The organism is Burkholderia sp. USMB20 (assembly GCF_000949135.2).
Lineage (GTDB): Bacteria > Pseudomonadota > Gammaproteobacteria > Burkholderiales > Burkholderiaceae > Burkholderia.
In genome coordinates, this window is record NZ_JTAN02000010.1 from 112371 (window position 1) to 136669 (window position 24299).

Annotated in this window: 24 protein-coding genes and 1 pseudogene; 15 read left to right on the plus strand and 10 right to left on the minus strand. The window is 66.5% G+C overall.

The genetic code is table 11. The annotated features are described in order from the left end of the window. Positions 1–21 precede the first annotated feature (21 nt). Both dnaN and dnaA read right to left on the minus strand, forming a co-directional pair. A complete protein-coding gene (gene dnaN, locus PL79_RS11645) occupies positions 22–1128 on the minus strand; it encodes a DNA polymerase III subunit beta (RefSeq protein ID WP_006756934.1) in 1107 nt (368 codons plus the stop codon). Positions 1129–1296: 168 nt separating this feature from the next. Continuing rightward, positions 1297–2878: pseudogene (dnaA, locus tag PL79_RS11650) on the minus strand (chromosomal replication initiator protein DnaA). A gap of 421 nt (positions 2879–3299) precedes the next feature. Between dnaA and rpmH the strand changes: the two are divergent. The 4 genes from rpmH to yidC all read left to right on the plus strand — a co-directional run bounded on the left by rpmH (position 3300) and on the right by yidC (position 5917). Beyond that, on the plus strand, positions 3300–3434 hold the full coding sequence (rpmH, locus tag PL79_RS11660) for a 50S ribosomal protein L34 (protein ID WP_004198824.1): 135 nt from the start codon (positions 3300–3302) through the stop codon (positions 3432–3434). 15 nt (positions 3435–3449) lie between these two features. Then, the gene (gene rnpA, locus PL79_RS11665; RefSeq protein ID WP_039364627.1) at positions 3450–3911 is read left to right on the plus strand and encodes a ribonuclease P protein component; all 462 of its coding nucleotides are present in this window, start codon (positions 3450–3452) and stop codon (positions 3909–3911) included. A gap of 75 nt (positions 3912–3986) precedes the next feature. Then, positions 3987–4253 carry a membrane protein insertion efficiency factor YidD gene (gene yidD, locus PL79_RS11670; protein WP_006489939.1) on the plus strand — a complete coding sequence of 89 codons (267 nt, stop codon included), beginning with the start codon at positions 3987–3989 and terminating at the stop codon, positions 4251–4253. Between the two features lie 8 nt (positions 4254–4261). Continuing rightward, the gene (gene yidC, locus PL79_RS11675) at positions 4262–5917 is read left to right on the plus strand and encodes a membrane protein insertase YidC (protein WP_044848663.1); all 1656 of its coding nucleotides are present in this window, start codon (positions 4262–4264) and stop codon (positions 5915–5917) included. Between the two features lie 120 nt (positions 5918–6037). Here yidC and PL79_RS11680 read toward each other — a convergent pair whose 3' ends face one another. Further along, positions 6038–6475: a helix-turn-helix domain-containing protein gene (locus PL79_RS11680; RefSeq protein ID WP_044848664.1), complete on the minus strand. Its 438-nt coding sequence runs from the start codon at positions 6473–6475 to the stop codon at positions 6038–6040. A 338-nt stretch (positions 6476–6813) separates the two neighbouring features. Here PL79_RS11680 and mnmE point away from each other — a divergent pair, with 338 nt between their 5' ends. Further along, the gene (gene mnmE, locus PL79_RS11685) at positions 6814–8205 is read left to right on the plus strand and encodes a tRNA uridine-5-carboxymethylaminomethyl(34) synthesis GTPase MnmE (protein ID WP_044848665.1); all 1392 of its coding nucleotides are present in this window, start codon (positions 6814–6816) and stop codon (positions 8203–8205) included. Positions 8206–8295: 90 nt separating this feature from the next. Then, positions 8296–8703 carry a DUF6678 family protein gene (locus PL79_RS11690; protein ID WP_044848666.1) on the plus strand — a complete coding sequence of 136 codons (408 nt, stop codon included), beginning with the start codon at positions 8296–8298 and terminating at the stop codon, positions 8701–8703. A gap of 84 nt (positions 8704–8787) precedes the next feature. On the opposite strand, the gene PL79_RS36875 is transcribed toward PL79_RS11690, so the two are convergent. The 4 genes from PL79_RS36875 to PL79_RS36115 all read right to left on the minus strand — a co-directional run bounded on the left by PL79_RS36875 (position 8788) and on the right by PL79_RS36115 (position 11083). Further along, positions 8788–8922, minus strand: coding sequence for a hypothetical protein (locus PL79_RS36875; RefSeq protein ID WP_257773917.1), 135 nt, complete (start codon positions 8920–8922; stop codon positions 8788–8790). A 149-nt stretch (positions 8923–9071) separates the two neighbouring features. Continuing rightward, positions 9072–10430, minus strand: a complete 1359-nt coding sequence (locus tag PL79_RS11695; RefSeq protein ID WP_044848667.1) for a sensor domain-containing diguanylate cyclase — start codon at positions 10428–10430, stop codon at positions 9072–9074. Positions 10431–10540: 110 nt separating this feature from the next. Then, positions 10541–10789 (minus strand): DUF2795 domain-containing protein, encoded by a 249-nt coding sequence (locus tag PL79_RS11700; RefSeq protein ID WP_006756942.1) that lies wholly within the window; start codon positions 10787–10789, stop codon positions 10541–10543. A gap of 123 nt (positions 10790–10912) precedes the next feature. Then, the gene (locus PL79_RS36115; RefSeq protein WP_044848668.1) at positions 10913–11083 is read right to left on the minus strand and encodes a hypothetical protein; all 171 of its coding nucleotides are present in this window, start codon (positions 11081–11083) and stop codon (positions 10913–10915) included. Positions 11084–11235: 152 nt separating this feature from the next. On the opposite strand from PL79_RS36115, the gene speG reads away from it, so the two are divergent. The 3 genes from speG (at position 11236) to PL79_RS11715 (ending at position 13350) form a co-directional block, all read left to right on the plus strand. Then, the gene (speG, locus tag PL79_RS11705; protein WP_044848671.1) at positions 11236–11778 is read left to right on the plus strand and encodes a spermidine N1-acetyltransferase; all 543 of its coding nucleotides are present in this window, start codon (positions 11236–11238) and stop codon (positions 11776–11778) included. Between the two features lie 492 nt (positions 11779–12270). Then, positions 12271–12618 (plus strand): surface attachment protein Sap1, encoded by a 348-nt coding sequence (gene sap1 / locus PL79_RS11710; RefSeq protein ID WP_044848669.1) that lies wholly within the window; start codon positions 12271–12273, stop codon positions 12616–12618. A gap of 177 nt (positions 12619–12795) precedes the next feature. Beyond that, positions 12796–13350, plus strand: coding sequence for a YaeQ family protein (locus tag PL79_RS11715; protein ID WP_044847319.1), 555 nt, complete (start codon positions 12796–12798; stop codon positions 13348–13350). A 15-nt stretch (positions 13351–13365) separates the two neighbouring features. Here the strand turns inward: PL79_RS11715 and PL79_RS11720 are convergent, their stop codons facing one another. Continuing rightward, entirely contained in the window at positions 13366–13779 is a 414-nt protein-coding gene (locus tag PL79_RS11720; RefSeq protein WP_044847320.1) for a VOC family protein, read from the minus strand. A gap of 428 nt (positions 13780–14207) precedes the next feature. On the opposite strand from PL79_RS11720, the gene ada reads away from it, so the two are divergent. The 4 genes from ada to gshA all read left to right on the plus strand — a co-directional run bounded on the left by ada (position 14208) and on the right by gshA (position 18361). Beyond that, positions 14208–15299: a bifunctional DNA-binding transcriptional regulator/O6-methylguanine-DNA methyltransferase Ada gene (gene ada, locus PL79_RS11730; RefSeq protein WP_044847321.1), complete on the plus strand. Its 1092-nt coding sequence runs from the start codon at positions 14208–14210 to the stop codon at positions 15297–15299. Next, positions 15296–16270 (plus strand): DNA-3-methyladenine glycosylase family protein, encoded by a 975-nt coding sequence (locus PL79_RS11735; protein ID WP_044847322.1) that lies wholly within the window; start codon positions 15296–15298, stop codon positions 16268–16270. Before ada ends, PL79_RS11735 begins: the two co-directional genes overlap by 4 nt. Before the next feature lie 255 nt (positions 16271–16525). Then, positions 16526–16651 carry a hypothetical protein gene (locus PL79_RS36880; protein ID WP_260426209.1) on the plus strand — a complete coding sequence of 42 codons (126 nt, stop codon included), beginning with the start codon at positions 16526–16528 and terminating at the stop codon, positions 16649–16651. A gap of 96 nt (positions 16652–16747) precedes the next feature. Further along, positions 16748–18361, plus strand: a complete 1614-nt coding sequence (gene gshA / locus PL79_RS11740; RefSeq protein ID WP_044847323.1) for a glutamate--cysteine ligase — start codon at positions 16748–16750, stop codon at positions 18359–18361. Positions 18362–18437: 76 nt separating this feature from the next. Here the strand turns inward: gshA and PL79_RS11745 are convergent, their stop codons facing one another. Then, entirely contained in the window at positions 18438–18749 is a 312-nt protein-coding gene (locus PL79_RS11745; RefSeq protein WP_044847324.1) for a DUF4148 domain-containing protein, read from the minus strand. A 462-nt stretch (positions 18750–19211) separates the two neighbouring features. Between PL79_RS11745 and PL79_RS11755 the strand changes: the two genes are divergently transcribed. After that, positions 19212–20852, plus strand: a complete 1641-nt coding sequence (locus PL79_RS11755) for an L-lactate permease (RefSeq protein ID WP_044847325.1) — start codon at positions 19212–19214, stop codon at positions 20850–20852. Between the two features lie 11 nt (positions 20853–20863). On the opposite strand, the gene PL79_RS11760 is transcribed toward PL79_RS11755, so the two are convergent. Next, the gene (locus tag PL79_RS11760; protein WP_044847326.1) at positions 20864–21772 is read right to left on the minus strand and encodes a LysR family transcriptional regulator; all 909 of its coding nucleotides are present in this window, start codon (positions 21770–21772) and stop codon (positions 20864–20866) included. A gap of 229 nt (positions 21773–22001) precedes the next feature. On the opposite strand from PL79_RS11760, the gene PL79_RS11765 reads away from it, so the two are divergent. Continuing rightward, positions 22002–24173: a phosphocholine-specific phospholipase C gene (locus PL79_RS11765; protein ID WP_044847327.1), complete on the plus strand. Its 2172-nt coding sequence runs from the start codon at positions 22002–22004 to the stop codon at positions 24171–24173. The last annotated feature ends 126 nt before the right edge of the window (positions 24174–24299 follow it).

Here is a 24299-nt window from a genome sequence, read left to right on the forward strand (position 1 = left end):
TGTGTCTTGATGTCGTGCGCGTCAGATGCGCATCGGCATCACGACATACTTGAACTCGTCGTTCTCGGGCACGGTAATCAGCGCGCTCGAGCTGGCGTCGCCGAGGCTCACCTGCACGGTGTCGACCTTCAGGTTCGCGAGCACGTCGAGCAGATACGTGACGTTGAAGCCGATGTCGACGGTATCGCCCTGGTAGGCGATTTCCAGTTCTTCCTGCGCCTCTTCCTGATCGGCGTTGGTCGACATGATCTTCAGCTGGCCCGGCGCGATGATGCAGCGCACGCCCTTGAACTTGTCCGAGGTCAGGATGGCCGCGCGCTGCAGCGAACGCTGCAGTTCTTCACGGCCGATCTCGAACGTGTTCTTGTGCGCCTTCGGGATCACGCGCTGGAAGTCGGGGAACTTGCCCTCGACGAGTTTCGACACGAGCTCGACCTGGCCGAACGTGAACTTGGCCTGGGTTTGCGCGATGTCGATGGTGACGGTGTCGTCGATGTCTTCGAGCAGGCGCTGCAGCTCGAGAATCGTCTTGCGCGGCACGATGACTTCCTGGCGGCCGAACGTGCCGCCTTCGAGCTTCATCGACGAGAACGCGAGGCGGTGGCCGTCGGTGGCCACGGCCATCAGCTGGTCGCCGTCGACGACGAGCAGCATGCCGTTCAGGTAGTAGCGGATGTCCTGCTGCGCCATCGCGAAGTGGACCATGCCGAGCAGCTGGCGGAACGACTTCTGCGGGACGGTCAGGGTCGCGCCGAAATCCTTCGCCTGTGCGACGGTCGGGAACTCGTCGGCCGCCAGCGTCTGCAGTGCGAAACGGCTCTTGCCCGATTGAACGGTGAGGCGCTTGTCGGCGAGCGACAGCGTGACCTGGCCGTCAGGCATCGCGCGCAGGATGTCGAGCAGCTTGCGGGCGGCGACGGTGGTCGCGACCTGGTCGCCGCCGACGCCGAAATCGGCGCGCGTGGTGATCTGCAGCTCCAGGTCGGTCGACAGGAACGAAACGTCCGGGCCGTTCTTGGTGATCAGCAGGTTGGCGAGGATCGGCAACGTATGGCGGCGTTCGACGATGCCGCTGACCGTTTGCAGCGGCCTGAGGAGGGTGTCTCGTTCGGTCTTGACCAGTTGCATAGAGTTCCTTCGTTGAGTAACGGCCTGCAGCGCAGCAGCCTCGCAGCGCCCCGCCGGCCGGGCTCTTGGCCCGCCACCACCGGGGCGGTCAAACCAGTATTGTGCCTCAAAACCGAACCGCCCCCCTTAATTTGGGGCGGATGCCGAATTATCAAGCGCGGTGCGCGCTCAGCCCTTCAGCGTCTGTTCCAGCACGTGCAGCTCGTGGTTGAGCTGCGCGTCCTTGCTGCGCTCGTCGGCGATCTTGCGCACCGCGTGCAGCACGGTGGTGTGATCGCGCCCGCCGAACAGCTCGCCGATTTCCGGCAGGCTCTTCTGCGTGAGTTCCTTCGCGAGATACATCGCGATCTGCCGCGGCCGCGCGATGTTCGCGGGGCGCTTCTTCGAATACATGTCGGCGACCTTGATGTTGTAGAAGTCGGCGACGGTCTTCTGGATGTTCTCGACCGAAATCTGCCGGTTTTGCACGGTCAGCAGATCCTTCAGCGCTTCCTTGGTCAGCTCGATCGAGATCTCGCGGCCGTGGAACTTCGAATACGCGAGGATCTTGCGCAGCGCGCCTTCGAGTTCGCGCACGTTCGAGCGCAGGTGCTTCGCGACGAAGAACGCGACGTCCTCCGACAGGTTCACGCCTTCCGACTGCGCCTTGCGCATCAGGATCGCGACGCGCATTTCCAGCTCGGGCGGCTCGATCGCGACGGTGAGGCCCGAGTCGAAGCGCGAGATCAGGCGATCGTCGATACCCGAGATTTCCTTCGGATACGTGTCGCTGGTGATGATCACCTGCGCCTTGTTCGCGACCAGCGCCTCGAACGCATAGAAGAATTCCTCTTGCGTGCGCGACTTGCCGGAGAAGAATTGAATATCGTCGATCAGCAGCAGGTCGAGCGAGTGGTAGTAGCGCTTGAAGTCGTCGAACGCCTTGCGCTGGTACGCCTTCACCACGTCGGACACGTACTGTTCCGCATGGATGTAGCGGATCCGCGCGCCGGCCTTGTCGAGCAGCAGCTGGTTGCCGATCGCGTGGATCAGGTGGGTCTTGCCGAGGCCGACGCCGCCGTACAGGAACAGCGGGTTGTACGAGATGCCCGGGTTGTCCGCGACCTGGATCGCGGCGGCGCGCGCGAGCTGGTTCGCCTTACCGGTCACGAAGTTGTCGAACGTGAGCACCGGGTTCAGCTTCGAGCGTTCGTACATCGAATCGGCTTCGCCGCCGTTCGCGGTGCCGCACCCGGGCCGGGCGCCACGTGCGGCGGCCGGCCGCCGCTTCGTGCGCGGGCAGGCTCGGCAGGTCGATGTCGGCGTCGTCGGCGTTCAGGTGGTGTGCGGCGGCCGCCGACGGCGTCATCGGCACGTCGGCCGGCGCGCTCGGTGCAGCCGATGCATTCGCGGTCAGATTGGCGGCGATCGCGGCCACCGTGGCGGCCGGGCCGCTCGGTGCGAGCGGCGCGCGTGGCGCGGCTGCGCCCGGTGCGGCGCTGGCCGCGGCGCTACGCATGCCTGCCTTCGGATCGAGGACGAACTGGACTTCGATCGGCGCATTCCAGAAATCCCGGGCCAGATCGGAGATCCGTCCCGAAAACTGGCTCTTGACCCAGTCCAGCTTGAAGCGGTTCGGCGCGGCGATGGACAGCGTGTTCGCCGACGCATCGAAGGCCACCGGGGCCAAGGGTTTGATCCACGTCACGTACTGCTGGGGCGTCAGCTCGCGCTCCAGCAGTGCGGAACAGTGTTGCCAGAAATCGTTCATCAAGTAACTGTCGTTTTTTGCGTGCACAGCGCGGCTCGCCGGCGCCCTTGTCGCGGTTGCGCAACAAGGCCCGAAGCGGTCGTGCGAGCGTGCCTCGGACGCCTGCGTCACAGTGTTGGAGGGGCAGGCGCGGGCCGAGGCGGCGTGCGGGATTCTTGGAGATAAGGCGAGATTCTACCGCCAAACGCGGCCACAGCGCGAGTTATCCACAGGCCGGGATTGTGGGTCGCGGGGCCGGATCGGCGCGGGCCGGCACAGGCGAGCGACTCCTAAAGTATTGACCGTCAAGAGAAAAACGGTTTAAATAGCGGGTTCCGCGAAAACCAATCCTGTATTCCCGGCGATTGCGTTCGCCCGAATGCCTCCGGTTAAGGGCACGCGGTCCCCTGAATTTCGACATTCTCGAACAAGTGAGAACATCATGAAACGTACTTACCAACCGTCCGTGACGCGCCGCAAGCGCACCCATGGCTTCCGTGTCCGCATGAAGACGGCAGGTGGCCGCAAGGTCATCAACGCTCGCCGCGCGAAGGGCCGCAAGCGCCTCGCCATCTAAGGCAGGTTGCGCGCTGTGTCCGCCGTCCGCAGTCCTGCGGAAGGTGCCGTCGAGCCGGGTGCGAATCCGTCGCAGACGAAAGCCGCCTTCCCGAAAGCTGCGCGACTTCTGAAAACGGATGAATTTTCATCCGTTTTTCGTTTGCGCCCCTGGCGGCGCTCCGCGCACTTCGTGATCTACGGCAAGCCGACCGGTCAGCCCGCGCGTCTGGGGCTCGTCGTCGGCAAGAAGTATGCGCCGCGTGCAGTAACACGTAACCTCGTGAAGCGGCTGGCGCGCGATCAGTTTCGCCTGCGCCGGGCCGAATTCGCCGGTTACGACCTGCTGCTGCGGCAGCACACGCGCTTCGACAAGAAAGCGCTGCCGAGCGCGGCTTCCGCCCCGCTCGCGGCGATGTGCGCGGCCGAGATCCGCGAACTGCTCGACAGGGCAGTCCGGGAAATCGCCCGCCGGGCGTCGAAGCCCGCGTCCGAGTGACGCATCCGTGTCCGGTGCGGCGTTCGCGCCTGCCCGGTTGGTTTTGACGCGGCGTCGAACGGCGCCGCCCAAGGTATGAAAACGGTATTGATCGCCTTGCTGCGCTTCTACAAGGTTGCCGTGAGCCCGATGCTCGGCAACCGTTGCCGTTTTTATCCTTCCTGTTCTGATTACGCGCGCGAGGCAATCCAGTATCATGGCGCCGCGCGCGGCACGTATCTCGCCGTCAGGCGCGTGTGCCGATGCCATCCGTTTTCCGCGGGCGGTATCGACCTCGTCCCGCCGCCCAACTCCGACACTCGCGCTCGCGGCGAAGCCGACGCGCGGTCCCATCGACTCTGAGACAACGCATGGATATCAAACGCACCGTCCTATGGGTGATCTTCTTCATGTCAGCTGTCATGCTGTACGACAACTGGCAGCGCGACCATGGACGCCCGTCGATGTTCTTCCCGAGCGCCACGCAAACGGCCCCCGCGGCTGCAGGCGGTGCATCGGGCACGGGCGCGACGACGACCGCAGGTGACGCGCCTGCGGCAGCCGCAGGCACCGCACCGTCGACGACGGCACCGGCCGCGCAGGCGCAGCTCGTGAAGTTCTCGACCGACGTGTATGACGGCGAAATCGACACGCGCGGCGGCACGCTCGCGAAGCTGACGCTGAAGAAGCAGGGCGACGGCAAGCAGCCCGACCTGTACATCACGCTGTTCGACCATACGGCCGGCCACACGTATCTCGCGCGCTCGGGCCTGCTCGGCGGCGACTTCCCGAACCACAACGACGTCTATACGCAGGTCAACGCGGGCCCGACGTCGCTGACGGGTGACCAGAACACGCTGAAGCTGTCGTTCGAATCGCCGGTGAAGGGCGGCGTGAAGGTCGTGAAGACCTACACGTTCACGCGCGGCAGCTACGTGATCGGCGTCGACACCAAGATCGACAACGTCGGCACGGCCCCGGTCACGCCGACGGTCTACATGGAACTGGTGCGCGACAACACGGCCGTCGAAACGCCGATGTTCTCGCATACGTTCCTCGGGCCGGCGGTCTACACGGACGCGAAGCACTTCCAGAAGATCAACTTCAGCGACCTCGACAAGAACAAGGCCGACTTCGTGAACTCCGCCGACAACGGCTGGGTCGCGATGGTGCAGCACTACTTCGCGTCGGCCTGGATTCCGCAGCAGGGCGTGAAGCGCGACATCTACGCTGAAAAGATCGATCCGACGCTGTATCGCGTCGGCGTGAAGCAACCGGTCGCAGCCATTGCGCCGGGCCAGTCGGCCGACGTGCAGGCACGCCTGTTCGCCGGTCCGGAAGAAGAGCGCATGCTCGAAGGCGTCGCGCCGGGCCTGGAACTCGTGAAGGACTACGGCTGGGTGACGATCATCGCGAAGCCGCTGTTCTGGCTGCTCGAGAAGATCCACGGCGTCGTCGGCAACTGGGGCTGGGCGATCGTGCTGCTGACGGTGCTGATCAAGGCCGTGTTCTTCCCGCTGTCGGCTGCCAGCTACAAGTCGATGGCGCGCATGAAGGAAATCACGCCGCGCATGCAGGCGCTGCGCGAACGCTTCAAGAGCGATCCGCAGAAGATGAACGCCGCGCTGATGGAGCTGTACAAGACCGAGAAGGTCAATCCGTTCGGCGGCTGCCTGCCGGTCGTGATCCAGATCCCGGTGTTCATCTCGCTGTACTGGGTGCTGCTCGCGTCGGTCGAAATGCGCGGCGCGCCGTGGATTCTGTGGATTCACGACCTGTCGCAGCGCGACCCGTTCTTCATCCTGCCGGTGCTGATGGCCGTCTCGATGTTCGTGCAGACGAGCCTGAACCCGACGCCGCCGGACCCGGTCCAGGCGAAGATGATGAAGTTTATGCCGATCGCGTTCTCGGTGATGTTCTTCTTCTTCCCGGCCGGCCTGGTGCTGTACTACGTCGTGAACAACGTGCTGTCGATCGCGCAGCAGTACTACATCACGCGCAAGCTCGGCGGCGGCAAGAAGGCCTGACGCCCGTTGCACACGCGGGCGGCCAGCCGCCCGCGATGCACGCAAAAAAGCCGCATGGTTTCATCCATGCGGCTTTTTTGTTTCTGGCGGGGGCGGCGCGGGGACGTGGACCGCTGCCGTTCAGGCCTTCTTCGCTTCGACTTTCGTGTCGCCGCCGTAGAACTGCTCGATCAGTTCCTGAACGAGGTAACGCTGATGCGGCGGCAGCGCCTCGATCTTCGACGCGAGTTCGATCGTCTCGGGCGTCGGCGGATAACGCTCGTCGCGCGGCAGCGGTTGCGGCGTCGTGTGTTCGGTCACGCTCGGCGACGGCCCGTAATGCAGCCAATGCAGTTCGACGCGCAACCAGTCGGCGAGCGTTTCGAGTTTGTCCGGCGTCGGAATCGTGCGGCCCGTCAGCCATTTGTGCGCGGTTTGCGGCGAAACCGGCTGCGCACCGCGGTGACGCAGATTGAACCGGTTCGCGAGTTCCGTCGCGCCGGTGACCTTGTCCGGGCTGCGCCGCAAGGCGAATTTCAGGCGTTCCGAGAACGCTGCTTTTTCTTCGGGTGTCGGCATGGGGGTGATTGTGCAATTCCACCGACACGTCTCAGACAACCATATAAGCTAAACATAGCCTGTTCGGACGAATCCCAACCTGCCGTGGACCGTGCGGCGGAATTGGGGGCCGCAGTGTCGGACCGTTCGGAAAGGCATACTCGTCCGAAATGGACAGGACGTGATTGTCCGGCATTGATACTCGACTTATCCCCGTCGGGATAAATTCGGGTAAGTTCGACGCCGATCAGGCGTCCGGTGGCGTGCGGGCCGGCAGGCTACAATGCCGGCGTCCCGATGCCCGAACTGTTGTGCGGGCGCACCATTGACGCTCTGTTCACCCGATTCATCCGATTCCCATGCTCGCTACCGATTCCGATCCGATCGTCGCCATTGCCACTGCTGCCGGCCGGGGGGGCATCGGCGTCGTCCGCGTGTCGTTCGGGCGCGGCGGCGAGGCGGCCGCGCTGCCGCTGATCGACGCGTTGTGCGGGCAGCGGCTCGCGCCGCGCCATGCGAGCTACGTGCCGTTCCTCGACGAGCACGGCGCGCCGCTCGACCGCGGAATCGCGCTGTATTTCCCCGCGCCGCATTCGTACACCGGCGAGCACGTGCTCGAGTTGCAGGGGCACGGCGGGCCGATCGTGATGCAGCTGCTGCTGCAGCGTTGCCTCGATGCGGGGCGCGGCTTCGGGCTTCGGCTCGCGGAACCGGGCGAATTCACGCGGCGCGCGTTTCTGAACGACAAGCTTGATCTTGCGCAGGCCGAGGCCGTCGCCGACCTGATCGAGGCGAGTACCGAAGCGGCGGCGCGCTCGGCCGGGCGCTCGCTCGACGGCGCGTTCTCGCGGCAGATCCACGCGCTCGTCGAGGATGTGATCACGCTGCGGATGCTGGTCGAGGCGACGCTCGATTTCCCGGAAGAGGAAATCGACTTCCTGGAAGCGGCCGATGCGCGCGGCAAGCTCGCGAGGATCCGCGAGCAACTGGCGCACGTGCTCGGTGACGCGCGGCAGGGCGCGCTGCTGCGCGAAGGGTTGTCGGTCGTGCTCGCGGGGCAGCCGAACGTCGGCAAGTCGTCGCTGCTGAACGCGCTCGCCGGCGCGGAGCTGGCGATCGTCACGCCGATCGCGGGCACGACGCGCGACAAGGTCGCGCAGACGATCCAGGTCGAAGGGATTCCGCTGCACATCATCGATACGGCCGGGCTGCGCGAGACAGAGGACGAAGTCGAGCGGATCGGGATTGCGCGCACGTGGAGCGAGATCGAGCGCGCCGACGTCGTGCTGCATCTGCTCGATTCGCGCACGGGGATGACGGCGGACGACGAGACGATCGCGGCCCGGTTCCCGGATGGTGTGCCGGTGGTGCGGGTGTTGAACAAGACGGACCTCACCGGCGTGCCGGCGTGCGTCGAGCATCCGGCGGAAGGCGACCTGACCGAGGTGCATCTGTCGGCCAAGCGCGGCGACGGCATCGACATGTTGCGCGCGGAACTGCTGCGGATCGCGGGGTGGCAGGCGGGGGCGGAAGGCGTTTATCTGGCGCGCGAGCGGCACTTGATTGCGCTGCGGGCTGCGCAGGAGCATCTGGCGCAGGCGGCGGATCACGCCGAGCAGCGCGCGCAATCGCTCGATCTGTTTGCGGAGGAACTGCGGCTCGCGCAGGAGCAACTCAATGCGATTACCGGGGAATTCACTTCGGATGATCTGCTGGGCGTGATTTTCAGCAGGTTTTGTATTGGGAAGTAAGCGGGCATTTCAACGAAATACCGGCGCTTCGAATTCCCGCTGTTTTCCCTTTTCCACATCGACCCACGTTCCGAGATGAGTGCCTTTCCAATGGCGGACGCCGTGCCGCGCGGCGTGGACAAGGAAAAAGTTGCAGCCCTCGCGCGTCGGAAATTTGCCGGCTCGCTGGCCAACGACACCAAGTGGAACGAGCTGATTACCTTCGTGCGCGATCTGAGCGGGTGGCGGCCTTCGTACCGGTCAAAGTGGGTCAATGGTCATGTGACGGATTGGGACGTCGAGTGGTTCTACCATCTGCCATTCCCGTTCGTGGGCGTCGAATGGTTCGACATCGGGTTGAATGCCCAGGCGTCCGCCAGGCATCAAGCGGCGGACCAATCCGCGCGAGTGTTGGGAAAGCTTGCAGAGATCGGCTTCGAGTTCGAGGCCAGATGCGAGGTGGTGAGAATCTGGGGATATGGGCCGAAGTCGTACGAAGACTTTCCGACGGCTCGTTGAGGAAGGACGCAGCTGCCGTCCTCAGCGGTCCGGATCAATCGACTGATCCGGACGGCGTCGTCGCGACAGCCGGGGTGGAATGCATCAATCCCAATGCCGATGATGATGGTGGTAATACCCGCCATCACCGTAATACCCATACCCGCCGCCATCCGGCACCACGATGCAGCCGCTCAACAGCACGGCGACACCGGCAATCAGCAAAAGGGTTTTTTTCATCACGCTCACCTGCTCGGATTCGACATGAATCCAGCATAGCGAGCGCCTTCAACACCGGCTGTAAGCGATCGTTTCCCGGCGCGGCAATCCGTAACGGCGGATTATTCCGGTCACAATGACCGTAACAAATCCCCAATCCGCAGACGTTTTCACGCCGCCACGACGCGGTTTCTCCCCGCATCCTTCGCACGATACAGCGCGGCATCGGCGGCTTCGATCAACGCATCGGGCGTCGACAGGTCGTCGGCCGACACGGTCGCGCAACCGACGCTGACGCTCACGCGCCCGGCCGGCGACCCGGGCATCGCGAGATCGATCCGCAGCACCGCTTCGCGCGCTTCCTCGGCAACGACCCGTGCCCCGCGCGCGCCGGTGTTCGGCAGCACGATGGCAAACTCCTCGCCGCCGTAGCGCGCGACGATATCGGCCGGCCGCCGCACCGCGCCGGCCAGCGCATTCGCGACCGCGATCAGGCACGCATCGCCCTTCACGTGACCGAACGCGTCGTTGTACGCCTTGAAGTGATCGACGTCGACCATCAGCAGCGACAACGGCTCGCCTTGCCGCCGCGCCTGCAGGAACAGCGTGTGGAAGTGATCGTTGAAGTGGCTGCGATTGAACGCGCCGGTCAGCCCGTCGCGCGCGGACGAACGAACCAGCGTCGCATGCGCCTCGAACAGCTGCTGATACAGCTTCGTCACTTCCCAGGCGAGCACGCACACCAGCACGCCCGGCGTGAACATGCTGAACACGCGTGCGAGATACCAGCCGACCGTGAAGCGGCTCGTGGTCAGCAGGTTCAGCGTCGTGTCGGTGAGGCAGGCGAGCACCGCGATCGCGAGCCACAGGTCGAGCGTCGTGCGCAGTCGGCCGGAAGCCAGCACGGCGACGAGCGCGAGCGCATTGAGCAACCACACGACCAGCGCGATCCCGTTGACGGGCAGCGCGGCTGTGTCGCCCGGCGGATGGAACGCGGGCGGCAGCGCCACGTTCAGCGCGAGCACGCACAGCAGCGCGGCCGCGACGGCCGGGCCGCCGACCAGCGCGAAGGTCCATATGCGCGTCTGCGCCGCGCCGACCGGCGCATGCGTGAGCCGCTCGCGCGCGAGCAGCGCGGCCATCACGAAGCACGGAAAGCCGGCATGCCAGAAGACCCACATCCACGCGGCGCTTTGCGGACGCGCGCCGAGCAACCCTTGCGGCGCGAACACGCCGGGGAAGGTGAGCAGCTGCAGCGCGACGGCGAGTGCGGTGAACGCATAGGCGCCGCCGAGCGCACCGAGCACGGGCTGGCGCGTGACGGTGAACTGCGCGCCGAGGAAGAAGGCGGCGATGCTCGCGGTGGTGAACACGGTCAGCGCGCACATCGGCATGAACGGCTCGACGGCCGGCAGCGTGACGTTTGCGTGCGGCACGGCGATCGCCAGCGCGAGCACGATGACGAGTGCCGTGAGCGCGCCGAACCAAAGCTGACGACGCGTCGTATGCTGGATCAGGATGCCTTCCATGGATTCCCCCGGGCACTCGTGCGGTCACGCCCGGTCTTGGCGCCGGGCAGCAAGCATCCGGCCGCAGCGCAACCGGTGCGGCCCGATCCTATCGCGTTATTGGCGTGCGCTCAAATACCGAGGCCGGGGCCGAAGTTGCCGGCGACCCAGCGCGTGACGGCATCGACGTCCGCGTAGTCCTGTTCGGGCAGGCCGTCGAGCATCGACAGCACTTCGTTACTGGCGCCGGCGTCGCGTGCGGCGTCGACGATCGCATCCTTGTTGGCCGGGTAACGGACGGCCGCCAGCACGTCGGCAATCTGCAGGTCGATCGCTTCGCCGGGGATATCGTGCGGAGGGAGAGCGGGTTTGTCGTTCACGGCGGCGGCTCGCTGGTTGGGCGGGATTCGGTTCGAGGCGGTTCGTGGCGGAAAGCGGTTGCACCGTTTGCACCGTGTGCAGCGCCCCGCCCGCGCGGGTGCGCTGCGGGGATGGCGATCGGCTCAGTGTCCGCGCCGCACCCGGCGCCACGGATGCTTCCAATCGATATGCGGTGCATTTTCGTCGCGCGGATGCTGGCGCCGATGTTCCTGCCACAGTTCGTCGGAGAACAGCGCAGCCACGATCATGAGTGGCAGCACGAGGAAGATGCCGAGTATGACTTGCTCGATCACGATAGCCTCCTTGCGGTGGCAGGAACCCTTGTGTCCATTCTAGGCTCTGACCTTCGCCCGCGGTCAACTTCTTACAGCGCGGAACGCGCCCCGTTCGCGGCGCCGCCGCACGGGTGTTTCATGCGCGCGCGGGCATCAAAAAGGACACGAACATGCAACTCCAGAACGACAAGCACACGCTTGCACTGCGGCCGCTGGAGCGCCAGGACCTGCGCTTCGTTCACGAGCTGAACAACGACGCGAAGATCATGCGCTACTGGTTCGAGGAGCCGTACGAAACCTTCTCCGAGCTGTCGCAACTGTATGACCGTCACGTGCACGACCAGCGCGAGCGCCGCTTCGTCGCGGTCGATGCGCAGGACGAACTGGTCGGCCTCGTCGAGCTGATCGAGCTCGACTACATTCACCGTCGCGGCGAATTCCAGATCATCATTGCGCCCCAATGCCAGGGGCGCGGCTATGCGGGGCAGGCGACGCGCCTCGCGATCGAATATGCGTTCAAGGTGCTGAACATGCGCAAGCTGTACCTGATCGTCGACACGTCGAATGCGGCGGCCATCCACGTGTACGAGAAATGCGGATTCCAGCACGAGGCGGAATTGAAGGAAGAATTTTTCGGAAACGGCGCATATCACAACGCTTATCGCATGTGCATTTTCCAGCGCGATTATTTCGAGCGCCCGCAAGCGATCTAAATAAGGTGGGGGTAAAAACACTGGCGAACGCCCCGCTGCGGCTCCGCTGCAGCGGGCGCCAAGCCTGCCGGGGAAAATACGGGTAAATACGAGTGCGCTTATACCTGGCATTTTTCTTGTATCAGGTAAATCCGGTCCCGCACTGCGGTAAATTCAGATCGTTTCGGATGACTTTATGTGCAACGCATCAAAATGGTCCCGCTATTGAAATGAATTATCCAAACCGTTCAGCCGATGGACTGTAGTTTCTCCGAAAGGCTTGCCGGATGAGGCTTTGCTTCCGGCGGCGCGGGCGAATCCGCCGGACGGCAGACGCCGCCGCAAGTGAAAAACCGGGTGCGTGCAGGGTGCGACAATTCGCCGCTATTGCGATCGCACAACAAATGTGCTTGATATCGCTTGCCGGTCTTCTAAAGTGAAAAACGCGGGTTCACGATCACCTTTAAACACATAGCTAACCGAGCCTGGTGCCCGCAAGCCTGGAGACAGAACATGATGAAGCGTACCGGTGTCCTTTTTGCCCTCGTCGGCGCATTTTCCGTGGTGTCGATCGCCCAGGCGGGCGGCGATGCGGCTGTCCAGCCGAAGCAGGAAATCCAGCTGACGAAGAATGCGTGGGGCTGTCTGTCGAAAGACAATCTGGACTCCGTACTGAGTCACGAACGTGACGGCAAGTCGCAGGCGAAGCAGCAGTACTTCGACGACTACCGTTGCCTGTCGGTGCCGGAAGGCCAGCGCTTCCGCGTGGTGTCGGTCGATCAGGGCGACGTCCAGTTCGTCAGCGCCGACAACAGCGACCAGCAGGGCCTCTGGACCGATTCGCGCTTCGTCAAGCAGTAACCCGCACGCGCACCTCTCGCCCCCGCGCGCCTGCCGGAACCGCCGGCGGCGCGACCTGAACACGGCCCGGCCGATGCCGGGCCGTCGTGCTGTGGCGCGCCCGTCACGCGCCGGGCGGCGCGCATTCGGTATCATCACGGCCCGACCGAACCGAATGCCCGCCCGGGCCGTATCCGCATGGCGCTGAAATCCACGATCTACAAAGCCGAGCTGCAAATCGCCGACATGGATCGGCACTACTATGGCGATCACGCGTTGACGGTCGCCCGTCACCCGTCCGAAACTGACGACCGGATGATGGTGCGCATCGTCGCGTTCGCGCTGTTCGCGCACGAGCGCCTCGAATTCTGCAAGGGGCTGTCGGACGTCGACGAGCCCGATCTGTGGCAGAAGGACCTGACGGGTGCGATCGACGTATGGATCGAGGCCGGCCAGCCCGACGAACGGCGCATCTCGAAGGCGGCCGGCCGCGCCGGGCAGGTCACGGTGATCGCGTACGGCGGCAAGACTTCGGATATCTGGTGGCAGGGCGTGCGCAGCAAGGTGGAGCGGCTGCGCAACGTGCAGGTGCTGTCGCTGGCCGACGGCGTCGCGGCCGCGCTCGGGCGTCTCGCCGAGCGCACGATGCGCCTGCAGTGCACGGTGCAGGACGGCGCCGCCTGGATCTCGAGCGCCGACCACGATCCGGTCGCGGTCGAATGGACAGTGCTGAAGCCATTCGCCGACGCGTGACCGCCGGCGCGCCGCTCAGCCGAACGCGGCGGGCGGCCCCTTGAATTCCAGCATGTTCCCTTCGGGATCGAACAGATAGATCGACGGCCCGTAGCCGCCGGCGCCGTAGCGATCGGCGGGGGCGCCGGGGCGCGCGCCATGCGCGGCGAAATGCTCGATCAGCGCGTCGGGGTCGAACGGCTCGACGCGCAGGCACAGATGGTCGAGGTTGCGGCCGGTGCCGGGCGGTCCGCTGTCGGGACGATCGATCGGGCCGCCGACCGACAGCAGGTCGATCAGCGCGTCGCCGGCGCGCAACTGCACGAGGCCCAGGTCGGGCTGTTCCTTCTCCACGTGGCAGCCGACGGCATCGCAGTAAAAGCGCGTCATCGCAGCCATGTCGGTCACGCGCAGCACGACGTGATCGATCGCGCGGATGGTCGGTTTCATGAGCGGGGCACTCCTTCGGATGGCGTGCACCGAGTGTAGACCGCGCCGGCGACGGATGCCGCAATGCTGCACGATCGACGGACGAAAAAAAGCCCGTTCACGCAGAGCGGAACGGGCTTAATCCATATCAGGAGGAGACATGGAGGAGACAGTTCCAACTATACACACGGCGATGGTGCGTTGCAATATTCCGAGTGTAAAAAATGGTCAGGACGGCGATTGGTCGCAGCCGCACTGCAGCAAAATGGTGACGCGACGATGACGAAAGCGGTGCCGGAGCAGCGCTTTGCGCGGTGTTTCGTCCGATTGATCGATTGCGATGTGCCCCCGGTTTCGCCGGTGCGAATCACAGAGCAAGATTCAGGGCGCGACGGCCCATGCCGATGTCTAGAGTAGGCACCATCTACACTAGAGAGTGCGAGGTTCAGATGAAAACCGCCTATCCGACCGACGATGCCCGCTGGGGCGCCGTGACCGCCCGCGACCCGCATGCGGACGGCGCGTTCTTCTACGCCGTGCGCACGACCGGTGTGTTCTGCCGCCCGAGCTGCGCGTCGCGGCTGCCGCGGCGCGAGCATGTGTCCTTCTTTGCCAGTCCAGCCGACGCGCGCGCGGCCGGTTTTCGTCCGTGCAAGCGCTGCCAGCCGGAAGGGCTGCCGCGCGAGCTCGAGATCGTCAATCGTGCCTGCGCGGTGCTCGACGCGCATGCGGAGCGGCTCACGCTGCAGCAACTGAGCGACGCCGTGCACGTAAGCCCGTTCCACCTGCAGCGGCTGTTCAAGCGCGTGGTCGGCGTGTCGCCGCGGCAGTACCAGGCCGCGCAGCGCGGCGCCGCCTTGCGCGAGGCGCTGCAAAGCGGGCAGCCGGTCACGCAGGCGGCCGTCGACGCGGGTTTCAACTCGCCGTCGCGACTTTACGCATCGGTGCCGCGCGAACTGGGCATGGCGCCGTCCGCGTTCCGTCGCCAGGGCGCCGGCCTGCGGATCGACTACGCGACCGCGTCGACGCCGCTCGGCACGGTGCTCGTCGCCGCGACCGAACAGGGCATCTGCCGGATCGCGTTCGGCGACGAGCCGGCGTCGCTCGTCGGCGAACTGACGGATGCGTTCGCGCGTGCGGAACTGGTCGAATCGCCGTCGCGGCTCGCGCCGTTCGTCGCGCAGATCCGCGCCTACCTCGACGGCACGCGGCACGCGTTCGACCTGCCGCTCGACATCGCGCCGACCGCGTTCCAGCAGCGCGTCTGGGAAGCGCTGACGCACATCCCGTACGGCGAAACGCGCAGCTACTCGGAGATCGCCGAGGCACTGGGCGCGCCGCGTGCGGTGCGGGCCGTCGCATCGGCCTGCGCGTCGAACCCGGTCGCGCTCGCGATCCCGTGCCACCGTGTCGTGCAGAAGGGCGGCGCGCTCGCCGGGTATCGCTGGGGCGTGCGCCGCAAGGCGACGCTGCTCGCGTCCGAGGCGCGCCATGCGCACGACGATGAAACCGAAGCCGTTGCGGAGGGCAACGCAGTTTGAGCATCGAAAAAAACACGATTACGTCGAGCGCGGATGGCGGCCAGGTGCCGCCGTCCGCGCAGATGGAACTGCGCTTCAAGGCGCCGTACGACTGGGCGCGCGTGCTGCGCTTCTTCAGCGGACGGGCGATTCCGGGCGTCGAACAGGTCGTCGACGGCGTGTATCGCCGCATCGTCGACCTGCACGGCGAAGCGGGCCGGCTGACCGTCACGAAGCATCCGCGCCGGCATTGCCTGATCGCGACGGTCGACGGGGCGGCCGCGCGGCATGTCGACGATGCATTCGCGCGCCGCGTCGCGTCGATGTTCGACCTCGGCGCCGACCCGGCCGCGATCGGGAGCGGGCTTGCGCGCGATCCGTGGTTCGCGCCGCTCGTCGATGCAGCCCCGGGGCTGCGCGTGCCGGGCGCCTGGTCGGGATTCGAGCTCGCGGTGCGCGCGATCGTCGGTCAGCAGGTGAGCGTGAAGGCGGCGACGACGATCGTCGGCCGGCTCGTCCAGCGAGCCGGCGAGCGCGTCGCGCACGACGACGGCATGGCGGCGCCGGACGGCGTGCCCGCCTGGCGTTTCCCGACGCCGGACGCGCTCGCCGCCTGCGATCTGGAGAAGATCGGAATGCCCGGCAAGCGGGCCGCGGCGCTGACGGGCGTGGCGCGCGCGGTGGCGGCCGGCCACGTGCCGCTCGATCCCGCCCAGGCCGATCTCGCGACGCTGCGGAGCGCCTGGCTCGACCTGCCCGGCATCGGCCCGTGGACCGTCGAATACATCGCGATGCGTGCGTGGCGCGACCCGGACGCATGGCCGGCGTCCGATCTCGTGCTGATGCAGTCGATCACCGCGCGCGATCCGTCGCTCGACCGGCTCGCGAGCCAGAAGCGCCGCACCGAAGGCTGGCGGCCGTGGCGCGCGTATGCGGCGCTGCATCTGTGGAACGACGTGGCCGACCGGGCCGGCGGCGCGCGCGGCGGATGACGGCCGCCGCGGCCGGCCGGCGGGTGCGCGGGGCAGGGCCGCGCTGCGACCCGCAAACGGCGACGGGCCGGCAGCGATCGGTCGGCGGTGCTCACGGTTGCGACGCTTGACGGCGATCACCCGTTCCGGCGGCCGTCATCCCCCGGCGTGCGGGCGGCTCGAGCGTGACGGCGACGCATCGCGGGTTCGGCTGCGCGGGTTGCACCTGGCGGCGCCGTGGCGTGCACGGCTCATGTTACTTCCGACGAATTTCGCGTGATCGTCGCGTCCGGCGGTGCCGACGGACGGTCCGCCGCGCGCGCGGCGATCGTCGTCATCGGCCCGCCCGGCGGCCCGCCGCGGCGGGCGCGCACCACCCGGAGTCACCTCAAGCGCGCGTGACGGCGAGATGTTAAAGTGCCCGCTACCAACGAAGCGACCAATAATCCAGCCGGCCGCGCGGCATCCTGCGCGCGGCCGTCACGCACTTGCGTCTCCATGTCGAACACCATGACTCACCGCCAGTCCGAACTGCTGCTGAATCGTCTCGAAGCGCTGAGCTCGGGCCCGACGCGGCAGCATCTGCCCGACGGCCTGCGCGGCATCGAAAAGGAAAGCCTGCGCGTGACGCGCGACGGGATGATCGCGTTCACGCCGCATCCGCGCGCGCTCGGTTCGGCACTCACGCACCCGTCATTGACGACCGACTATTCCGAAGCACTGATCGAACTGATCACGCCGGCGGAAGCCGACGCGTCGATCACGCTCGAACGCCTCGACGATCTGCACCGCTACGTGTATGCGTCGCTCGGCGACGAGATGCTGTGGAACGACTCGATGCCGGGCCTGCTGCCGGCCGACGATCAAATCCCGATCGCCGACTACGGCACGTCGAACATCGGCCGCCTGAAGACGGTGTACCGGCGCGGCCTCGCGTATCGCTACGGCCGCACGATGCAGTGCATCGCCGGCATCCACTACAACTACTCGCTGCACGAGGAAGTGTGGCGGCGCCTGCATGCGGAAGAGGGCTCGACTGCCACGCTGGTCGACTACCAGTCGGAGCGCTATCTCGCGCAGATCCGCAACTTCCGCCGCCGCAGCTGGCTGTTGATGTACCTGTTCGGCGCGTCGCCCGCGCTCGACACGAAGTTCCTGCGCGGCAAGCCGCACAAGCTCGACACGTTCGACGCCGATACGCTGTACCGGCCATATGCGACGAGCTTGCGGATGAGCGACCTCGGTTACTCGAACACGACCGCGCAGGCCGCGCTGCAAGTCGACTACAACACGCTGCCCGGCTATCTCGACGCGCTGTCGAAGGCCGTGAGCGAGCCGTATCCGCCGTACGAGGCGATCGGCACGCATCGCGACGGCGAGTGGATCCAGATCAACACGAACGTGCTGCAGATCGAGAACGAGTTCTACTCGACGATCCGGCCGAAGCGCGTCACGTATTCGGGCGAGCGGCCGCTGCATGCGCTCGCGTCGCGCGGCGTGCAGTACATCGAAGTGCGCTGCCTCGACATCGATCCGTTCGAGCCGACCGGCATCGCGCTGGAGACCGCGCGCTTCATCGACGCATTCCTGCTCGCCTGCGCGCTCGACGAGAGCCCCGCGCTCGACTGCGACGCGTACAAGGAAGCGAACGCGAACTTCGGCAGCGTGACGATGGACGGGCGCAAGCCCGGGCTGACGCTGACGCGCGACGGCCAGCCGGTCACGCTGCAGGCCTGGGCGGACGACCTGATGACCGATATCGAAACCATCGGGCGCCGTCTCGACGAGATCCGCGGTGGCGACGAGCATGTGCGAGCGATTGCCGCGCAGCGCGAGAAGCTCGCCGATCCGGAGCGCACGCCGTCGGCGCGCGTGCTGCGCACGATGCGCGAGAACGGGCAGTCGTTCCTCGCGTTCGCGTGCGCGCACAGCGAGGCGCATGCCGCGCATTTCCGCGCGAACCCGCCGTCGGCGGAGACGATGCGCGCCGAGCAGGCGCTCGCCGCGAAGTCGCTGGCCGAGCAGGCCGAGCTCGAAGCGAAGGAGGCCGGATCGTTCGACGCGTTCGTCGCGGCCTATCGTGCGTATACGCTGAACCGCTTCAGCGTTTGACGGCCGCGGCCCGCTGCGCGTCGCGCGGCGGGCAGGCCGGTTGCGCAGTCACGCGCCCGGCCCGGTTTCGTCCGCTTCAGTGATGCGCGTACGTGTCGCGATCGACCACGTGCGGCAGTGCCGGTTTTCCTGATTCCACATTCGCATGGCCGTTGCTGCCGTAGCCGGCCGCGTCGCCGCGCGCATGCGCGGCGCGCTGCATGACCGCCTGCATGTTTTGCGGAAAGTCCGGGCTGCTGGCAAGACTCGGCCGGTAGCCGGCGGCCTGCAGTTCCGCGAGTTCCTGGCGAACTTGCGCGCGCGTCAGCGTCGACGCGGCCTGGGCCTGGGCGGCGACAGTCGAGCCGATCAGCAGGAATGCGCACGCCGCAAGTTTCATGGTCTTCATCGTGTTTGCTCCGTGAGGTATCCGGCGCCGCGCCCTTCGTCGGCGCGGGCGGAATCGATGCAGCCAGTCTAGGCTTCGGACGCCAAACGAAACACCCCGCGCACCGTCAGTCACCTTTGTCGCCTGAGCAACATTGCGTCGGCGGCTTGCTGGCGTGCGAGTCAGTGCGGCGCCAGCCGCCGTTCAGCGTGCGGCGGATTCCGTGTGTCGACGCCGCGCGCATCGGGCTTGCCCTCCTTGTGCAAGCGCGATGCGCCTCCTAACCTTTTTTAAGCGACCGATCGGTCGGCGCTGCGGCATGGTTGCATGCGCAAGCGTCGGGCGATCTTCGCCGTCGTGGAACGCACGTTTGATACGGGACAGGGGCAAGCGCTAAAGCGCTAACGCTTGTCGACCGCGAAGCATGGGACAGGAGTAAGCGCTAAAGCGCTAACTCCTGTCGACACGGAGACACGAGACACGATGAATCCCACCGTAACCCTGCCGCCCGGCATCCTGTTCGCGCAGCCGTTGACGCCCGTCGCCAACTCGCTGTTCCTGTCGTTCCTCGTCGCGGTGATTCCGATCGCGGTCGCGCTGATCGCGCTCGGCGTGCTGCGCCGGCCGGCATGGCAGGCGTCGCTCGCCGGCCTCGTCACCGGCCTCGCGGTCGCGATCGGCGCGTGGGGCATGCCGGCCGGCCTCGCGTTCAACGCGGTCGGCGCCGGCATGGCGCTCGCGGTCGTGCCGGTGATGTGGATCGTGTTCAACGCCTTGCTGCTGTACAACATCGCGGTGAAGTCGGGCCGCTTCGACCAGTTCCGGCAGTGGATGCTCGACCACCTGCCCGACGACCGCCGCCTCGTGCTGCTCGTCGTCGCGTTCTCTTTCGGCTGCCTGCTCGAAGGGATCTCCGGGTTCGGCACGCCGGTCGCGATCACCAGCGCACTCCTGATCGCGCTCGGCTTCCCCGCGCTCGAAGCGCTCACCTACACGCTGCTGTTCAACACGGCGCCAGTCGCGTTCGGCGCGCTCGGCGTGCCGATCACCGTGCTCGGCGCGGTCACGTCGCTGCCGCCCGCGACGCTCGGCGCGATGGTCGGCCGGCAACTGCCGTTCTTCGCGCTGCTGCTGCCGTTCTACGTGGTCGGCGCGTACGGCGGCCTGCGCTCGATCTCGAAACTGTGGCCCGCGCTGCTCGTGTCGGGCGCGAGCTTCGCGATCGCGCAGTTCGTCACGTCGAACTTCCTCGGCTACCAGCTCACCGACGTGCTGTCGTCGCTCACGTCGCTGATCGTCACGATCGGCTTCCTGCAGGTGTGGAAGCCGCAGCCCGATCCGCAATACGCGCTCGCGCGCAGCGTGCCCGCGACGGCCGGCGCCGCGCGCGCGGGGTTCGGCGGCTGGCTGCCGTGGATCGTCGTGTCGGTGGTCGTGATCGTCTGGGTGCACGCGAACATCGCGGCGATCGGCGACGTGAAGATCAAGTGGCCGGGTCTGCACAACGCGGTCTTCGTGTCGCTGTACCACAAGCCGTATGCGGCGATCTGGGACTTCCAGCCGCTCGGCACCGGCACCGCGATCCTCCTGTCGGCGATCATCACGGCCGTGCTGACGCGCACCGGCGCCGGCGCGTTCCTCGAATGCGTGGTGAAGACGTGGCGGCAGACGTGGATCGCGATCATCACGGTGATGATGATCGTCGGGCTCGCGTACCTGTTGAACTACTCGGGAATCAGCTACACGCTCGGCACCGGTGTCGCGTCGACCGGCGCGCTGTTCCCGCTCGTGTCGGCGTCGCTCGGCTGGATCGCGGTGTTCCTGTCCGGCAGCGACACGTCCGGCAATGCGCTGTTCGGCAACCTGCAGGTGGTCGCCGCGCGGCAGCTCGGCCTCGATCCGGTACTGATGGCCGCGACCAACTCGTCGGGTGGCGTGATGGGCAAGATGATCTCGCCGCAGAACATCGCGACGGGCGTCTCGACGACCGACCTGAAGGGGCAGGAAGGCATCGTGTTCGCGCGCACCTTCTGGCACAGCGTGATCCTCACGCTGCTGCTCGGCGTGCTCGTGTTCCTGCAGCAGCACGTGCTGACGTGGATGATCCCCGCGCTGGCGAAGTGACGCGCGGCGGCTCAGCGCGCGTGCACCGGCCGCGTCGCGTGCGTTGCGTCGCGGGTCGCGGACTGCGCCGGTACGATGCACCTGAGGAACGCATCGATCGCCGGGCTTTGGCGGCGCGCCTTCAGGTAGTACACGTATTCGTCGATCGTCGTGTCGACGCCGCGCAGCGCGACGACGCGCAGGTCCGGGTGACGCTCGGCCTCGCCGCGCGGAAACAGGCTTCCGCCCACGCCATGCAGGATCGCCTCGCGGATCGCTTCGCGGCTGCCGATCTCGGCGACCGACGTGGCCGCGACCCCGGCCGCCGCCAGGATCGTCTCCGTGCAGCGACGCGTGACCGACCCTTCCTCGCGAATCAGGAGCCGCACGTCGGCGAGCTGCGCGGCGTCGATCGCGTCGAAGCGTGCGAGCGGATGGTCGCGATGCACGACGAGCACGAGCGGATCGGTCGAGATCACCTTGCGTTCGAGGCCGTCCGCGTCATTGCGCTGCGACGACACCGCGAGGTCGATGCGGAACTCGTGCAGCGCCTGCAGGATTTCCTCGGAATTGCCGATCCGGCACGTGAGCGCGATCGACGGATGCGCGTGCGAGAAGCGGCCGACCGCGTCCATGATGTAGTACGGCCCGGTCGCGCCGATCCGCAGATGGCCTTCGAACAGGCCGCCGACGTTGCGCAGCATGATGTCGGCCTGCGCCTCGAGCGCGATCATCTTCTCGACGAGCGGCAGCAGCTCGATGCCGGTCTCCGTGACCTCGAGCTTGCGGCCGCTGCGATAGAACAGCTCGACGCCGTACAGCTGCTCGACCTGCCGGATCTGCGCGGCGATCGTCGGCTGGCTCACGCCCAGGTGGCGCGCGGCGCGCGTGATGCTGCCCTGCCGGACGGTCGCATGGAACGCCTTCAGCTGATCGAACACGACTCGGCTTCTCCCCCCTCTTCATCGCGCGTCAGCGTAGCGCATGCGTGTGTCGGCCACATGAAAGGTGCGTCGTGCGCCGCTTCGAAAAAAAGCTGGGGGTGACCGCAAGAAACCTGCTGGAACCGGTCACGGCCGGGACATGCCGGTGCGGAGTAATAGCGGCAACGCACCGACCGCCGGCCCCGCTCGACCGGCGCCACCCTTACCGACCCACAGGATCCTCTTCATGTCCGCCACCAATCGACGCGATTTCCTGCGCCTCGCCGCCCAGTCGGCCGGCGCGATGGCCGCCTACGCCGGCTTCCCGCCGGCGATCCGCAAGGCGCTCGCGATGCCGGCCGCCTATCGCACCGGCACGATCCGCGACGTCGAACACGTCGTGATCTTCATGCAGGAAAACCGCTCGTTCGACCATTACTTCGGCGGGCTGCGCGGCGTGCGCGGCTTCAACGACCCGCGCCCGCACCTGCTGCCGAACGGCGCGCCGGTGTGGCAGCAGCCGCCGGCGTCGGTGTTCACGAAGAACTACCACTCGCGCGGGCTCGACCCGTCCGCGCCGTACGTGCTGCCGTTCTACCTCGACCCGAAGCAGACGACCGAATTCCAGCCGGGCACCAACCACGGCTGGAGCAGCGGCCACCTGTCCTGGAACAACGGCCAGTGGGACCAGTGGGTGAACCAGAAGCAGGACGTGCTGACGATGGGCTACCTGAAGCGCCAGGACCTCACGTACCACTACGCGCTCGCCGACGCGTTCACGATCTGCGATTCGTACTTCTGCTCCGCGCACGCCGACACGGCGCCGAACCGCATCTACCTGTGGACCGGCACGATCGATTCGCGCAACGTGTACGGCACGCAGCCGAACGGCCCCGGCATCGGCGAGCGCAACAACACGAACGGCTACACGTGGACGACCTACGCGGAACGCCTCGAGAACGCGAAGATCAGCTGGAAGCTGTACCAGGGCGGCACGGGCATCCCGGGCGACCCGACCGACAACTACACCGACAACTCGCTGATGTTCTTCAAGCGCTTCCAGGTGAAGGAAGGCGCGAGCGGCCCGCTGGTCGACAAGGGCGCGTCGGACCATACGCTCGCCGAGCTGAAGGCCGACGTGCAGGCGAACCGGCTTCCGCAGGTGTCGTGGATCGTGTCGCCGTACAAGTACAGCGAACACCCGCAGGCGTCGCCGACCGACGGCGCGTTCTACATCAACATGGTGCTCGAGGCGCTGACGTCGAACCCGGAGGTGTGGGCGAAGACGGTGTTCATCCTCAATTACGACGAAAACGACGGGCTGTTCGACCACGTCGTGCCGCCGGTGCCGCCGGTCACGAGCGGCGTGGGCGGCCAGGGCATCGTGTCGTCGAACCTGCTGTCGAACCTCGGCGACGAACTGCTCGACCTGAACAAGTACCCGGGCGAGATGAGCCCGCTCGTGCCGGGTGCGGACCCGGGCGGCATCCAGCCGATCGGCCTCGGGCCGCGCGTGCCGCTGATCATCATCTCGCCGTGGACGAAGGGCGGCTGGGTCTGCTCGGAGACGTTCGACCACACGTCGGTGCTGCGTTTCCTCGAAGCGCGCTTCGGCGTGCAGGAGCCGAACATCAGCGCGTGGCGCCGGTCCATCTGCGGCGATCTCACGTCGGCATTCGATTTCTCCGCGCGACCCGATACGCGCACGGTGAGCTTCGCGGTGCCGCAGCACATCCAGACGGCCGGCCAGGCGTACCAGGTGCCCGCGCAGCAGTCGATGCCGGCGCAGGAGCCCGGCACGCGTCCGGCGCGGGCGCTGCCGTACGAGCTGTTCGTGCATGCCCGCGTGAACGGCCGCGACGACAGCGTGTCGCTCGATTTCGCGAACTCGGGTGACGCGGGCGCCGCATTCTACGTGTACGACCGCCGCAATCCGGCGACGCCGCCGCGCCGCTACGCGGTGTCGTCGCACGACCGCTTCGCCGATACCTGGAGCACGTCGGCCGCGCGCGGCGACTACCATCTCGCCGCGTATGGCCCGAACGGCTATCTGTGCGAATTCCAGGGCAACACGCGGCTGGCCGCGGACGGCCGCCACGCGAACCCGGAAGCGAAGGTCGGCTACGACGTGCGCAACCGCCACGTATACCTGCAGCTGCGCAACAGCGGCGGCGCGGCGTGCCGCGTGGTCGTCGACAACGCGTACAGCCATGCGCATGCACGCAGCTACACGCTGGAGCCGGGCGAGCGCATCGAGGATCACTTCGAGCTGTCGTCGAGCCACGGCTGGTACGATCTGACGATCACCGCGACCACGCTGCGCGGTGGCGACGACAAGGTCGTGCGCCGCTTCGCGGGCCACGTCGAGACGGGGCGGCCGAGCCAGAGCGACCCGGGGCCGGTGAAGCAGACGGCCTGACGACAGGTCCGCATCGAGCGGTCCGGCGTGCTCACGCCGGCCGCACGATGCCGCGTGCCGGTTGCATTCCGGCACGCGGAACCGGTTTTTGGAAACTGAAAACTGTTGACAATGTATCGGGCCGAG